The sequence below is a fragment of the Streptomyces sp. NPDC002276 genome, assembly GCF_053891435.1.
Genome location: NZ_JBSFCQ010000037.1, coordinates 34426 through 48442, shown reverse-complemented (window position 1 = coordinate 48442; position 14017 = coordinate 34426). Strand labels below are relative to the sequence as shown.

General features: G+C 70.4%; 11 protein-coding genes and 1 pseudogene. 6 read left to right on the top strand and 6 right to left on the bottom strand.

From position 1 onward, the window contains the following. Positions 1-995: 995 nt before the first annotated feature. The 4 genes and pseudogenes from ACWIHT_RS45975 to ACWIHT_RS45960 form a co-directional block, all read right to left on the bottom strand. The gene (locus ACWIHT_RS45975; protein WP_456174615.1) at positions 996-1931 is read right to left on the bottom strand and encodes an EamA family transporter; all 936 of its coding nucleotides are present in this window, start codon (positions 1929-1931) and stop codon (positions 996-998) included. A gap of 137 nt (positions 1932-2068) precedes the next feature. Further along, entirely contained in the window at positions 2069-4156 is a 2088-nt protein-coding gene (locus ACWIHT_RS45970) for an ABC transporter ATP-binding protein (protein ID WP_456174610.1), read from the bottom strand. Between the two features lie 105 nt (positions 4157-4261). Then, a complete protein-coding gene (locus ACWIHT_RS45965) occupies positions 4262-4393 on the bottom strand; it encodes a hypothetical protein (protein WP_019072556.1) in 132 nt (43 codons plus the stop codon). Positions 4394-4741: 348 nt separating this feature from the next. Further along, positions 4742-4913: pseudogene (locus tag ACWIHT_RS45960) on the bottom strand (peptidoglycan bridge formation glycyltransferase FemA/FemB family protein); the annotation flags it as partial. 95 nt (positions 4914-5008) lie between these two features. Between ACWIHT_RS45960 and ACWIHT_RS45955 the strand changes: the two are divergent. Next, positions 5009-5563, top strand: coding sequence for a hypothetical protein (locus ACWIHT_RS45955; protein ID WP_456174609.1), 555 nt, complete (start codon positions 5009-5011; stop codon positions 5561-5563). 13 nt (positions 5564-5576) lie between these two features. Here ACWIHT_RS45955 and ACWIHT_RS45950 read toward each other — a convergent pair whose 3' ends face one another. Together ACWIHT_RS45950 and ACWIHT_RS45945 are read right to left on the bottom strand one after the other, a co-directional pair. Continuing rightward, positions 5577-6335: a metallophosphoesterase family protein gene (locus tag ACWIHT_RS45950; RefSeq protein WP_456174608.1), complete on the bottom strand. Its 759-nt coding sequence runs from the start codon at positions 6333-6335 to the stop codon at positions 5577-5579. Beyond that, positions 6332-9280: an FAD-binding and (Fe-S)-binding domain-containing protein gene (locus ACWIHT_RS45945; RefSeq protein ID WP_456174607.1), complete on the bottom strand. Its 2949-nt coding sequence runs from the start codon at positions 9278-9280 to the stop codon at positions 6332-6334. Before ACWIHT_RS45945 ends, ACWIHT_RS45950 begins: the two co-directional genes overlap by 4 nt. A 197-nt stretch (positions 9281-9477) precedes the next feature. On the opposite strand from ACWIHT_RS45945, the gene ACWIHT_RS45940 reads away from it, so the two are divergent. The 5 genes from ACWIHT_RS45940 to ACWIHT_RS45920 are packed head-to-tail and all read left to right on the top strand — an operon-like array spanning position 9478 to position 13969. Next, positions 9478-11403, top strand: a complete 1926-nt coding sequence (locus ACWIHT_RS45940; protein WP_456174606.1) for an ATP-binding protein — start codon at positions 9478-9480, stop codon at positions 11401-11403. Next, the gene (locus ACWIHT_RS45935; protein WP_384164273.1) at positions 11400-11804 is read left to right on the top strand and encodes a roadblock/LC7 domain-containing protein; all 405 of its coding nucleotides are present in this window, start codon (positions 11400-11402) and stop codon (positions 11802-11804) included. Before ACWIHT_RS45940 ends, ACWIHT_RS45935 begins: the two co-directional genes overlap by 4 nt. Further along, positions 11804-12148 (top strand): DUF742 domain-containing protein, encoded by a 345-nt coding sequence (locus tag ACWIHT_RS45930; RefSeq protein ID WP_456174605.1) that lies wholly within the window; start codon positions 11804-11806, stop codon positions 12146-12148. Before ACWIHT_RS45935 ends, ACWIHT_RS45930 begins: the two co-directional genes overlap by 1 nt. Continuing rightward, complete coding sequence (locus tag ACWIHT_RS45925; RefSeq protein WP_456174604.1) at positions 12129-12767, top strand: GTP-binding protein; 639 nt, start codon at positions 12129-12131, stop codon at positions 12765-12767. Before ACWIHT_RS45930 ends, ACWIHT_RS45925 begins: the two co-directional genes overlap by 20 nt. Then, positions 12764-13969, top strand: a complete 1206-nt coding sequence (locus ACWIHT_RS45920; protein WP_456174603.1) for a cytochrome P450 — start codon at positions 12764-12766, stop codon at positions 13967-13969. Before ACWIHT_RS45925 ends, ACWIHT_RS45920 begins: the two co-directional genes overlap by 4 nt. Positions 13970-14017: the final 48 nt, after the last annotated feature.

Below are 14017 nucleotides of genomic sequence, written 5' to 3'. Positions count from 1 at the left end.
GGAACGGACCAAGTAAAGGGCGCTCCCTACGGTCGCGTCGCCTACGGCGATGACCCTCCGGGTCACCCTTGACTAGGTCCGCCCCAGCCCGGTTTAGAAGCGAGCGAGCGGCCGGGAGGAATGGGGGGCCCGGGTATGCCCGTCCCTTACGTCGGCTGCGTCGCGGGCCAGTGCTAAGGGGCGCATCCGCGTCTCGCCAGCACGCCGGGCTGGCTTAGCGGCCAACCCCCGGCGGGGGGGGATGGGCTTCTTCGACCTGGACTTGGTGGGGTCGTTGCCGGATGCGCGTGTACTGAAGGCCTCAGTGGAGGTCGAGTGTCCGGAGTTGCAAAGCGAATAGGTCGGAGACCCCACGGCGGCGCCATTGACGACGGTGGAAGGAGGAGGGGGTGGGGGTGGGTCTGAAAAAGTGTGTCACTTTGGGCGGAAAGTGACACACTTTTTCAAGCCCACCCCCACCCCCCGGGGACCCTTCCTCGGGGACCTTTCCTCGCTCGCCGTCGCCCACCGCCGCATGCCACATGGGACTCTGCGAGCCCTGGAGTTCGCGGAGCAGCGTGATGGCCGTCCCTGGCCGGGAAGCCACACCACAACCCGGCCAGATACAGGAGGCCGCACCTGCCGACCTCCTGGAAGACATCCTGATCCGCGACGACGTCCCGGAGACCTGGCGTGCAAAGCCTGCACCCCCGCTCACTCCCAAGGGATCCACCCACTCGGCGTTGGCCGCTGAGCCGACGCGGCGTGCTGGCGAGGCGCGGACGCGCATCCTCTCCGCCGGGTACGTACGCAGCCCACGTGAAGGGCTGACATACCCGGGCCCCCCATTCCTCCGGGCCGCTCGCTCGCTTCTAAACCGGGCTGGAACGGACCTAGTCAAGGGTGACCCGAAGGGTCATCGCCGCAGGCGACGCGTAGCGAAGCGAAGCGCCCTTTACTCGGTCCGTTCCAGCCCGACACTGACAAGAAGCGAGTGGCCCAACGTTCACATACGCCTAAGACCCAACCCCAGCAGCTTCCTGCACTGCCTCCCGCTTCACTTTCCCCCGCCCCACCTGAGTCCGCACAGCCCCCATACTCGCCCCGATGACCAGCCCAATAGCCAAGGCCTCAGGGACAGACAGCGCCTGGTGAAGGATCAGGAAGCCCGCCGTGGCCGCGATGGCAGGCTCCAGGCTCATCAGGATGGCGAAGGTGGAAGCAGGCAGCCGTCGCAGCGCCAGAAGTTCAAGCGTGTAGGGAAGGACGGACGAAAGAACCGCCACCGCCGACCCGAGCGCGATGGTCCCAGGGTTCAGCAGCCGCGTACCGGACTCCGCGACACCGAGCGGCAGAAACACCACCGCCGCCACGACCATCGCCAGCGCCAGCCCATCGGCCTGCGGGAAGCGCCGCCCCGTACGAGCGCTGAAAACTATGTACGTCGCCCACATGGCGCCGGCCCCCAACGCGAAGGCCACACCTACCGGGTCCAGGCTGCTGAAGCCTCCCCCGCCCAGCAGGAACACGCCCGCCAGAGCGAGTCCCGCCCACACCGCGTTCAGCGCACGCCTGGAAGTCAGCACAGAGAGGGCGAGCGGGCCCAGTACCTCCAGGGTCACCGCCGGGCCCAGCGGGATGCGGGCCAGGGACTGGTAGAAGAGCCCGTTCATCGCGGCCATCGTGACACCGAAGACGACGACTGTGCCCCAGTCCGTACGCGAGTGACCGCGCAGACTCGGGCGGCAGACCACGAGCAGCACCACGGCTGCCACCAGCAGGCGAAGCGTCACCACGCCCAGTGATCCGGCCCGCGGAATCATCGTGACGGCCAGCGCTCCACCGAACTGAACCGAGATCCCCCCGGCCAGCACGAGGCCCACCGGACCGAACCGACGAGGAGCGGCAACGGAGGTCGCCGCCACGGGGGCGGTCGTCGACGTACTGGGGATGCTCACGGCGCTTCCAGGGGATCAGCTCGGGATTCGTCCATCACGATGCACTGCTCGGTCCATGGTAATGGACCGAGACAGGTGTGAGAACCCTTTATGCAACTGTCCCGGAGTCGGCCCGCCGGATGATCAGTGGTTCAGATGCCGCTCCAGGGAACCTCGTCACGGAACAGCGGCCGCCCGTCGGGGAGAGTGGCGGGCATGGGCCCGAAGAGCGGATCGGAGGCGTACTCGGCCTCGACGTAAGCAGGTTGGTACACCTGCTGCGTCTGCTGCACCTCTTGTACCTGCTGTGCCGGATACGCCTGATATCCCTGCGGCTGTGGCGCCCAACTCTCGACGAAGACCGGAGGCGCCGCGGCGTACGCAACCCCTGCTCCTGCCCCCGCCCCTGCCCCTGCCTCGGCGAACAGCGGCAACCGCAGCTCCCCGGTGTCCATCACCGCGTTGTTCTGCGAACGATGCAGTCGCGAGTACGCCCCACCCCGCGCCATCAGCTCGTCGTGCCGACCCGTCTCCACGATCCGTCCCCGGTCGACGACGAGGATCCGGTCGGCGTCGGGGGCGAGGTTGAGGTCATGGGTGATCATGATCGTCGTACGGCCGGCCATCAGTCGTCGCAGCGGCTTCACGACCCGTCGGGCCGCCATCGAGTCCAGCCCGGTCGTCGGTTCGTCGAGGACGAGGACCGGGGCGTCGCGAAGGATCGCGCGGGCGATCGCCAGGCGCTGGAGCTGACCGCCGGACAGGCGGGCCGAGTTGGGGTCGACCTTCGTGTCGTAGCCGTCGGGGAGGCGCAGGATGAACTCGTGGGCGTCGGCCGCGATCGCCGCGTCCATGATCGCCTGTTCGCTCGCGCCGGGTCGGCCGCAGGCGATGTTCGCGCGGACGGTGTCGTGCAGCACGAGGGTCTCCTGCGGGAGCAGGGTGACGTACTCGCGCAGGCGGGCGAGGGGGAGGTCCCGCAGGGGGACGCCGTCGAGGAGGACTTCGCCGGCTTCGGGGTCGTAGAAGCGGAGCAGCATTTTGGAGACCGTGGACTTGCCGGCGCCGCTGGGGCCGGTGACGATCACCAGTTCGCCGGGGTTGACGGTGAAGGAGAGGCCCTCCAGGGCGGGGCGGTCCGCGCCCGGGTAGCTGAAGGAGACGTCGCGGAGTTCGACGGTGCCGTCGGGGCGGCCGAACTCCGTGCCGTGGCTGGGGTCGGCGACCGACGGTCGTACGTCGAGGATCTCGATCAGGCGCTCGGCGCCCGCGGTGGCGGCGGTGATGGTGAGGCCGAGTTGGGCCAGGCCGCGGACGGGCGGGTAGAGGTAGCCCAAGAAGGCGGAGAAGGCGAGGAGTTGGCCGAGGGTCATGCGGCCGGTGGAGATCTCCCAGGCGCCGATGCCGATGACGGCGAGTACGCAGACGGTCTCGATGACGCTGACGAGTTGCTCGTAGGCCTCGTTGAGGCGAGTGGAGCGGACGGAGGCGCGGAACCAGGCGCTCGCCTCCTCGTTCAGGCGTCGGCGTTCCGCGTCGCGGCGGCCGTAGGCCTGGGTGAGGACGATGTTGCCGAGGGACTCCTCGACGACGGAGGTGATCGCGCCGTCGGCGACGCGGCCCGCGCGCGAGACGTCCTTGATGGAGCCGGAGAAGCGGCGGGCGGCCAGCCAGAAGAGCGGGGCGAGGACGAAGGTGGCCGCGGCGAGGTCCCAGCGCAGCCAGAACGCGGCGGCGGCGTAGAAGAGGGCGGAGAAGATCGCCGAGGCGGTGCCTACGACGCCGGAGACCACGAGTGTCTCGATCGCCTCGACGTCACTCGTGAGGCGGGACAACAGGTCGCCCTGGCGGTGCCGTTGGAAGAAGTGCGGGGGCAACTGCTGTACGTGGTCGAAGACATGCTCGCGCAGTCTCATCACGAAGCGTTCGGTGGCCCAGGCGGCGAGGGAGTTGCCGGCGTAGGCGACGACCGCGCCGACGAGTGCGACGCCCAGCCATATGACGGCCGGGCTCCAGAACGCGGCGAGCGATCCCTTCGCCAGGGCGCGGTCGGTGAGGTCGCTGAAGAGGAGGATCGACTCGGTCTCGGCGAGTGCGGCGACCACCGTGCACACCCAGACGAGGATCAGCCAGCGTCTGAGGCCGACGGTGAGCGGCCAGAAACGGCGGAAAGCCGTGCGGGCGGGAATGGTAGGAGTTTCGTCGCCCTCATAATCGAGGTCTTCCTCTTCCGTATCCATGTCCACAACGCCCTCCACTTTCCGTCATCAGAATTCTTTGGATTTTCGAATTCAGGAAAGAAAAGAGGGCCGACTGCGTGGGTCGGCCCTCCTCCTACTGCCGGATCAGCTGTCCTGGCCGGGCAGCGGCTTCGGCAGGGGCTTCGGCTCGTGCTTCTTGCGGGGCTTCGGGGGCGGCGGGGGCGGCAGCTGCTGCTTCTTGGGCTTGGGCAGCGGGGCGAGCTTGTTGAGGCCCATTCCGAACTCCTAGGTTGTGCTGAGGAATTTGTGCGTCAAAGTCGAGCGTTTTACCGCCCGGGGAATTCCCGACACCGAGAAACTTACACGCCACCGACGCCAAGAAGCAGCAAAGTCGGCAAGCGAACGGCAAGCAGGTGCTGTGAATACCTATGTGAATCCTGAGCGAGGTCCGCCAACCTGAGAGTTCTCTAATAAACCTGAGAGCAGCCTTAACGAACCTGTGCTTCCGCCCTCAGACAGGACCTTCAGCGGCGCGCCATGTAGAGGTCCAGCGCCTTGTGCAGCAGCCGGTTGAGGGGGAAGTCCCACTCCCCCAGGTACTCGACGTCGGCGGCTGGTGGGGATGAAGCGGTCGCGTTCGGCGGTCTCGGCGTAGAGCTCGTAGAAGGCGGGGAGTTCGTCGTAACCGCCCCGGACCACCTTCACCCCGGCCTTCTCGGTCTTCTCGGCCTTCTCGGCCTTCTTGATGTTGCGGCGCCACTGCTGGTTTGAGGCCGCGGTGGATGTCGTCCAACGAGCCCGGTGCCGACCGGATCGCGCAGTGACGGCAACCGTGCCGCCCTGTCGATGGTCCACTGTGTGTTTTCGGCATCGTCGACGTGCGAGGGGTCCATGAAGCAGGTGCTGCGGAAGGCGGAGTTGTTGCTGCTGGCGGCGGCCCTGAAAGCCGAGCGGGCTCTCGGCATGGGCGCAAGGTACGGGCCTCCGGCGCCCATCGCGGTTCGCGTCACCAGTCGGCCGCTGCGCTCCGGGGCTGCGCTGGCCGTGCCGCTCGCGGCGTTGGGCGGCTCGACCTTCGGGGCGTTCTCCGATGGGACGCGTTTCTTGCAGGCGGTCTGGTTGGGCGTCGGGATGACGTTGTTTTTCGCACTGCTCATGCGGTTGGAACGCCTGAGTCAACTGCACTACGAGCGCGTCGGCTACGCCCCCGCCACCCGGCCGTTCGTGCACCGTCCACGCGCCGGCGGGCCGGGACGGACTCTCGCACGCCTCTCCACCCGCTGGGTCGTGCTGACCATGGTCTTCTGGGGCGTGGAAAGAGCCAAAGGCGCTCCAGTCAGTTGGCTCTTCAGCGGGGTTGCCATGGCTCTGGTGCTGCTGGTCATAGTCGCGATCAGCTACCTGGCGGAGCGGAGAGCGCGGCGGTCGCGCCCGCCGACCGGCTAGGGATAGTCGACCGTCATCGCCCGTCCCGGGGTCCGAACGTCTCCAGCGCCTCCGTGTCCGTCGCCCGGGCGTTGAGGAAGTAGTCCGCCCAGTCGGCGATCTCCGGGTAGGCGGACTCGCGGACGAGGCGGGTGATCGCCGTCGGGATGTCGTACGGCGTGACGCGGAGGTCCGTGCCTGGGCCGAGGAGGCACCAGTGGGCGCCGGTGCGGCCGTACGGCATACCGACGCTGCCGGGGTTGATGATCAGGCGGCCGTGGGCCAGGCGGACGTACGGCATGTGGGTGTGGCCGCAGACCACCGTGCGGACGGAGTCGTCCAGGTCGGCCAGGACCTCCGCCCAGCGGGACAGGCGGGAGTCGACCAGGACAACTTCCTCGTCGTCCCGGGGAGTTGCGTGGCAGAAGAGGACCTTGCCCAGGCCCCGGACCGAGAGGGTCAGGGTTTTGGGGAGGGTGGCGAGGAAGTCGATCTGGTCGGGGCGGAGGGCCGTTGCCGCGTAGGGGGCTATCGGGTCGGGGATTTCGGTGCGTTCGCCTCTGCGGTACTCGACCAACTCGCGGTCCGCGTTGCCCGACAGCCACAGCACTCGGTCGCCCTGCGCGCGCAACAGGTCTACTACTTCGACCGGTTGGGGGCCGGCCGTGATGTCGCCGGTGAGGACGACGCGGTCGGCGGCGGCCACCTCCGGTTCGGCGAGAACCGCTTCCAGGGCGGGGAGCACGCCGTGGATGTCGGAGAGGACCGCGACCCGGTCGAGTTCGTCCGTCAATTTGTTTCTGCCTCCAGTGCTTCCGCCAGGACCTCTGCCAAGTGCCTGCCCCGTACCCCGGCCAGTTGATCCAGCTGCGTACGGCACGAGAAGCCGTCCGCCAGGATCACCGCGTCCTGCGGTGCCTGCCGTACGGAGGGGAGGAGTTGTTCCTCCGCGCAGGTCGCCGACACCTCGTAGTGACCCTTCTCGAAGCCGAAGTTACCCGCCAACCCGCAGCAGCCGCCGGACAGTTCACCCGTGAGGCCGGCGGCGGCGCGCAGGCGGCGGTCGGCGGTGTCGCCGAGTACCGCGTGCTGGTGGCAGTGGGTCTGGCCGACCGTCGGACGGTCGACGCGGGGCGGGGTCCAGCCGGGGGCGGCATGGCGGTCCAGTGCCTCGGCGAAGGTGAGCACCCTGGCGGCGAGGCGGGCCGCGCGGGGGTCGTCGGGGAGGAGTTCGGGGAGGTCCGTGCGCAGGGTCGCCGCGCAGCTCGGCTCCAGGACGACGAAGTGGATCGGGATCTCGTCCGGGTCGGAACGGTCCTCGCTCAGGAACACGTCCAGCAGCTCCAGCGTGTCGCGCAACACCGTCCGCGCGCGGTCGAGTTGACCGGTCGAGACGTACGTCAGGCCGCAGCAGACGCGGGCCCGGCGGGCCTTCCAGGGGCTGAAGGTGTACGACGTCCCCTCGCCGTCCTCGTCCGGCAGCTCCGTCACACCCATGGTCTTCGTCGGCATGGGCACCACGAAGAGCCCGGCCGCCTCCAGCACCCGCACGGCCGCCTCCCCCACCGACGGCGAGAGGTGCTCGGTGAAGGTGTCCGGCCAGATCATGACGGAGCCGCCGCGCGGACGTTCGGGTTCCCGACCCGCCCGCCAATCCGCGCGCATCCCCCGCACCTTCGCCCTGAACCACCGCTTCGACCAGCGCGTGAACGTCACCCCCGCCACCCGCGGAATCCTCCGCTCGGGCGCGATCCCGCCCAGCCGCTTGGCCGCCCACGCCAACGGCCCCACCGAAGCAAGGGAGTTGACCAGCCAGGCCGTATGCGTCCGCTCCACCAGCCGCAGCCAGCGCGGCAGCCACCCCATCGTGTAGTGGGACGCGGGCCTGCGCCTTCCCTCGTAGTGGTGGTGCAGGAACTCCGCCTTGTACGTGGCCATGTCGACCCCGACGGGGCAGTCCGTGCGGCAGCCCTTGCAGGACAGGCACAGGTCCAGCGCGTCCCTGACCTCCGTGGACCGCCAGCCGTCGGTGACCAGTTCGCCCGCGAGCATCTCGTGCAGCAGCCGGGCCCGGCCACGCGTGGAGTGCGCTTCCTCGCCGGTCGCGCGGAACGACGGGCACATCACGGAGGGGCCGGACACCTCTGTCGTACGGCACTTGGCGACTCCTACGCAGCGCCGTACCGCCGCCGTGAAGTCGCCGCCGTCGGACGGGTAGCCGAAGACGACGTCCACCGGTTCGCGGGGCAGGACGGCGAAGCGGAGGTTCGTGTCGAGGGGGGCGGGCCGCACCAGCATGCCGGGGTTGAGGAGGTCGTCCGGGTCCCAGACCGCCTTCGTGCGCTCGAAGAGGGTCACCATCTCGTCGCCGTACATCCTCGGCAGCAGCTCCGCGCGGGCCTGGCCGTCGCCGTGTTCGCCGGAGAGGGAGCCGCCGTGGGCCACCACCAGGTCGGCCAGGTCCTCGGAGAAGCGGCGGAAGCGGGCCACGCCCGGTTCCGTCAGCAGGTCGAAGTCGATGCGGACGTGGATGCAGCCGTCCCCGAAGTGGCCGTAGGGCGTGCCTCGTAGGTCGTACGACCCGAGCAGCGTCCTGAAGTCCCTTAGATACGGCCCCAGTTGGGCCGGTGGTACCGCGCAGTCCTCCCAGCCGGGCCACGCCTCGGAGCCGTCGGGCATCCTCGTCGCCGTGCCGCTCGCGTCCTCGCGGATGCGCCACAGCGCGCGTTGGGCCGCCGGGTCCGTCACCACCAGGGAGTCGACGACGTCGGCCGCGCGGACGATCGTCTCGGCATGCGCGCGTGCTTCCGCCGCCGTGTCGCCGCCCGTCTCCACGAACAGCCAGGCACCGCCCCGAGGGAGGTCGGCCGTGGAGCGGACCAGGTCTGCGGCCATCCCCTCGACCGTGAGCGGGGCGAGGGGCAGCAGGCCCGCCGCCGCCTCCGCCGCCGCGCTCTCGTCGGCGTACGCCAGCACGGCGAGGGCCCGTGCGCGGGGTGCTTCGACGAGTCGTACGACCGCTTCCGTGAGGATGCCCAGGGTGCCCTCGCTGCCGCAGAAGGAGCGGGCGACGTCGGCGCCCTTCTCGGGGAGGAGGGCGTCCAGGGCGTAGCCGGAGATACGGCGGGGGAGGTCGGGGAAGCCGGTGCGCAGGCGGGCCAACTCGCCCTCCACGAGCGGTCGTAGGCCTGACGGGGCGCCCGCCCAGTCCTGGCCGAGGCGCGAGGCCTCGCCGCGTGCGGTGAGGACCGACAGCTCGCTCACGTTGTCCGCCGTGGTGCCCCAGGCGACCGAGTGGGAGCCGCAGGAGTTGTTGCCGATCATGCCGCCGAGGGTGCAGCGGCTGTGGGTCGAGGGGTCGGGGCCGAAGCGCAATCCGTGGGGGGCGGCGGCCTGTTGGAGGCGGTCGAGGACCAGGCCGGGCTGGACGACCGCGGTGCGGGCGGCGGGGTCCAGGGACAGCAGGGCGTTCATGTGGCGGGTGAAGTCGAGGACGACCCCGGTGCCGGTCGCCTGGCCGGCGATGGAGGTGCCGCCGCCGCGGGCCACGACCGGGACTCCGTGGGCCCGGCAGGCGGCGAGGGTCGCCGCCACGTCGTCGGCGTCACGGGGTGCGACGACGCCGAGGGGGACGCGTCGGTAGTTGGACGCGTCCATCGTCGTCAGCGCCCGGGACGTGACGTCGAAACCGACCTCGCCCCGGACGGTTCTCGTCAGCTGCGACTGAAGATCCGGCATGCCCCCAGCATGGACGGATTCTGTAAACGCATCCAGAACCTCCCCAGTTCGATCACTAACTCTCATATAGTGACCGACAGTTGAGCACCCGGTGTCGCTTCTCGCCCAGGAACCCGACGAGCACCCCCCGAGGACACGACCGAGGACGACAGAGGACCCGACCAAAGACGCCCGAGGACCGACCGAGGACCCCCTTCATGACCGCCCCCATACTTCCCGGCGAACGACCCACCTTCCGCACCCTCGCCCCCGCCCCGCTGCTCACCGCCGTCCTGGCCGGACTCGCGGTCGCCGGCGCGGTCTCCGTGGCACCCCACTCGCAGCGCCTCGCGGTCGCCTGCGCGGCGGGCGCCGGCGCGCTGCTGCTGTGCGCGGCCGTAGCTGCGGCGGCGCACGCCTACCAGACCGCCCGTGTCACCCGCCGCCGACTGGAGGCCGTCACCCTGGACGCGGGCCGCCTGTTGCAGGAACGGGCCCGGCTGAGCACGGAGTTGGATCGCGAGCGCGTCCAGCTGACCGAGGAGCTGACCCATGAGCGGGCCCGGCTGACCGCGGAACTCACGCAGGAACGCGCCCGGTTGACCTCCGAGTTCTCCCAGGAGCGGATGCGGCTCACCACGTCCTTCGCGGAGGAGCGCAGCCGCCTCACGGAGGAATCCACCCTGGAGCGGGCCCGACTGACCGCCGAGAACAAGCAGTTGGCCGAGCGGGCCCGCCGGGACTCCCACGAGCGGGCCGCCGCGCTCTCCGCGACCGCCAACGCGGCGGGCCGTATGCAGGCGCTGGCCACCGGCATGCTCGCCGACCTGCGCGCGATGGAGGAGCGGCACTCCGACGAGGACGTCCTCGCCGATCTGCTGCACCTGGACCACCGCACCGCGCAGGCGGGCCGTCTCGCCGACTCCGTCGCCGTCCTCACCGGGGCGCGCTCCGGGCGTCGTTGGGCCCGGCCGATCGCCATGGAGTCGATCCTGCGCGGCGCTATGGGCCGGATCAGCGGCTACCAGCGGGTGCGGGTGCACTCCGCGAGCGACGCCGCCGTCGCCGGGCACGCGGCCGAGGGCGTGATGCACGCGCTCGCCGAACTCCTCGACAACGCGGCGAACTTCTCGCCGCCGACCGCCGAGGTGCATGTGTACGTCGAGGAGGTGCCGGCCGGGGTCATCGTGTCCGTCGAGGACAGCGGTCTGGTCATGGGCGACATCCAACTCCGGCGTGCCGAACGGGCCGTGGGCGGTGACTCCGCCGAGCTGGGCGGTCTCACCGGGACCCGGCTGGGCCTCGCGGTCGTCGGGCGGCTGGCCCGCAAGTACGGTCTGAGGGTGTCGTACCGGCCCTCCGCGCGCGGCGGCACGGGCGTGCTGATGCTCGTACCGCAGGACATCCTGGTGCCGCAGGACACTCCGGCGGCTCCGCACGAGGTCCTCGCGCTTCCCGAGCCGTCGGCCGCGCCGCTGCGCAGGATCCCCGAGCCGGAGACCACGCCGGAACCGCTCGTCCCGGGACAGCTGCGGGTGTCGTACGCCTCCGCGCGCGCCGGTTCCGACCTGGACCCGGACCCGGTGCCCACGCACGAGTCCCCGGACCGTGGCGACGAGTTGTCCGACGCCCTGTCGGAGGTCCTGGCCGAGTCGCGGCCGGACAGCGCCCCGGACACCGCGCCGGACATCGCCCCGGGCGACCTCCCCGAAGGCCTGCCCAAGCGGCGCCGGGGGCAGGCGCTGGCGGAGGCCGAGCGTTCACGCGCGCGTGCGGAGGCCGCGGCTCCCGTGCTGCCGCGCCCCGCGCCCACGGCCGACGACACCCTGGCCCGGGCCGCCCGCTTCAACAGTTTCCGCCAGGCCGTACGCGGCGCGATGATCGAACAGCTGCCGCCCGTACCGGAGTTCGGCGCGCCGGTCGAACAGGCCATGCCCGCAGGGGAGTTCGGCGCGACCGCCGAACAGGCCGAACAGCGCACGCCCGTACGGGAGTTCAGTGCGACCGCCGAACAGTCCGCGCCCGTACGGGAGTTCGGCGTGCTGACCGAACAGCCCGCGTCCGTACCGGAGTCGGAGCCGGAGCGCTCCGAACCGGCCACGTCCCTCACCCGTCCGCACCCGGAAGGCAACCCCACCTCATGACCGGCACGACCACCGCCGACGAGAAGCTCACCTGGCTCATCGAGGGCCTCCTGGAGCGCACCCCGGGCGCGCGACACGCGCTGGTGCTGTCCCGGGACGGCCTGAAGCTGTGCCGGACGCCCGAACTCTCCGTCGACCAGGCCGACCAGCTCGCCGCGATCGCCGCCGGAATCCAGTCGCTGTCGCACGGCGCGTCGGTGGAGTTCGGGGACGGCAGCGGGGGTGTGCGCTCCGCGATGACGGAGTTCTACGGCGGGGTGCTGTTCATCGTCGAGGCGGGCGAGGGCGCGCATCTGGCCCTGGTCACCGCGGAGGACGCGGACGCGGGGCTGATCGGGCACAACATGAGCGAGCTGGTCGAGCAGCTCGGCGAGCACCTGCGCGCGGAACCCCGTACGTGATGAGCCGCCCCGGCAGGGACGACTCGCCCGACCGCCTCTACACGCTCACCGGGGGCCGCGCCCGTTCCGCACCGGACAACCCGTTCGACCTGGTGACCCTCGTGGTCGCCGAGTGCGATCCGGTGACCGGGATGCAGTCGGAGCACGCGGCGATCCTGCGGCTCACCGAACACCCCACCGCGGTGGTGGAGTTGGCGGCCGAGCTGAGGCTCCCGGTGAGCATCACCAAGATCCTCCTCTCCGACCTTCTCGCGGCCGGCCGGGTCAGTGCCCGGCATCCGCGCAAGGCCGTGTCCGATCCCGACGTCCTGGAACAGGTGCTCGTTGGACTCCGCAACCTCTGACGCGCGCACCCCCTTGGGTGCCTCCGCCGACAACGGCCTCAAGATCGTGGTCGTCGGCGGCTTCGGCGTCGGCAAGACCACACTGGTCCGTTCGGTCAGCGAGATACGTCCCCTCAACACCGAGGAGACGATGACGAAGGCCGGCGAGGCCGTCGACGACATCAGCGAGGTGCGCGGCAAGTCCGCGACGACCGTCGCCTTCGACTTCGGCCGCATCACGCTCGACGCCCGCAATGTGCTGTACCTGTTCGGCGCCCCCGGTCAGGAACGGTTCTGGTTCCTGTGGGACAGGCTGTTCTCCGGGACGCTCGGCGCGGTCGTCCTCGTCGACACCCGCCGGATCGGCGACTCCTGGTACGCCATCGACCGCCTCGAACACCACGGCACGCCCTTCATCGTGGCCTGCAACGACTTCGGCGGTCCCGCCCACGCCCCGGGGCAGATCCGCGAGGCCCTCGACCTCGACCCGCACGTCCCCCTCCTGGACTGCGACGCCCGCTCCCGCGCGTCCGCGAAGCAGGTCCTGATCACCCTGGTCGAACACGTCAAGAGCTCCTACGGCACCCAGGGCCCCGCCCGTCTCCAAGTCCCCGTCCCCCACCAGGAGTTGGCCCTGTGACCGCGCCCGTACCGCTGAGTGGACCCAGGTTCCAGACCGAACCGGCGCAGCTGTACCGGGAGATGCGGCGCGAGCACGGCGCCGTGACGCCCGTGGTGCTGGACGGCGACATCCCGGCCTGGCTGGTGCTCGGCTACCGCGAACTGCACCAAGTCACCGGCGATCCGGTCCTGTTCAGCCGTGACTCGGACCTGTGGAGCCAGTGGGACCACATCCCCGACGACTGGCCGCTGCTGCCGATGATCGGCCGCAAGCAGCCGTCGATCCTCTACACGGTCGGCGAACGGCACCGTGAGCGCGTCGGCATGATCAGCGACGCGCTGGAGGCCGTGGACCCGTCCGAACTGCGTTCGTACACCGAGAAGTTCGCGGACGAGCTGATCGACGGGATCTGCGCCAAGGGCGAGACGGACATCGTCGGCGACTACGCGATGCTGCTGCCGGTGCGGGTCCTGGCCCGGCTCTACGGCTTCCGGGACGAGCAGGGCCCGGGACTGGTCACCGCGCTCAACGACATGATCGACGGCCGGGATCGCGCGATCGCCGGGCAGACCCATCTCGCCACGTCCATGGGGCGGTTGCTGGCCGACCGGAAGGACGAGCCGGCCGACGACGTCGTGTCGCGGATGCTGGCGCACGAGTCCGGCTTCGACGACGTGGAGATCGCGCAGGACCTGATGGTGATGATGGCGGCGGGCCACCAGCCGACCGCCGACTGGATCGGCAACTCGCTGCGGCTGATGCTGACCGACGACCGTTTCGCGGCCTCGCTGTTCGGTGGCCGCAACAGTGTCGCCGAGGCGATGAACGAGGTCCTGTGGGAGGACACCCCGACGCAGAACGTCGCCGGGCGCTGGGCCTCCCGCGACACCCAGCTCGGCGGCCGGCGCATCCGCGGCGGCGACCTGCTGCTGCTCGGCCTCCAGGGCGCCAACTCCGACCCCCAGGTCCGCACCGACGGCGCCTCGCTCACCGGCGGCAACAACGCGCACTTCTCCTTCGGGCACGGGGAGCACCGGTGTCCGTTCCCCGCGCAGGAGGTCGCCGAGGTCATCGCGCGGACGGGCATCGAGGTCGTACTGGACCGGCTGCCGGACATCGACCTGGCGGTCCCCGCCGAGTCCCTGACGCGCCGGCCCTCGCCGTGGCTGCGGGGACTGACCGCGCTGCCGGTGCGATTCACGCCCGTACCGGCGCTCTGATCCCGCGCACCTCACGTCTCGCGTACGTCCTGCGTCCGTCACGCCCTT

Coding starts and splice junctions, on each gene's coding strand:
- ACWIHT_RS45945 (WP_456174607.1), bottom strand. CDS start 9,280: ATGCCGGATCTTCAGTCGCAGCTGACGAGAACCGTCCGGGGCGAGGTC.
- ACWIHT_RS45940 (WP_456174606.1), top strand. CDS start 9,478: ATGACCGCCCCCATACTTCCCGGCGAACGACCCACCTTCCGCACCCTC.
- ACWIHT_RS45935 (WP_384164273.1), top strand. CDS start 11,400: ATGACCGGCACGACCACCGCCGACGAGAAGCTCACCTGGCTCATCGAG.
- ACWIHT_RS45955 (WP_456174609.1), top strand. CDS start 5,009: ATGAAGCAGGTGCTGCGGAAGGCGGAGTTGTTGCTGCTGGCGGCGGCC.
- ACWIHT_RS45930 (WP_456174605.1), top strand. CDS start 11,804: ATGAGCCGCCCCGGCAGGGACGACTCGCCCGACCGCCTCTACACGCTC.
- ACWIHT_RS45965 (WP_019072556.1), bottom strand. CDS start 4,393: ATGGGCCTCAACAAGCTCGCCCCGCTGCCCAAGCCCAAGAAGCAGCAG.
- ACWIHT_RS45970 (WP_456174610.1), bottom strand. CDS start 4,156: ATGGATACGGAAGAGGAAGACCTCGATTATGAGGGCGACGAAACTCCT.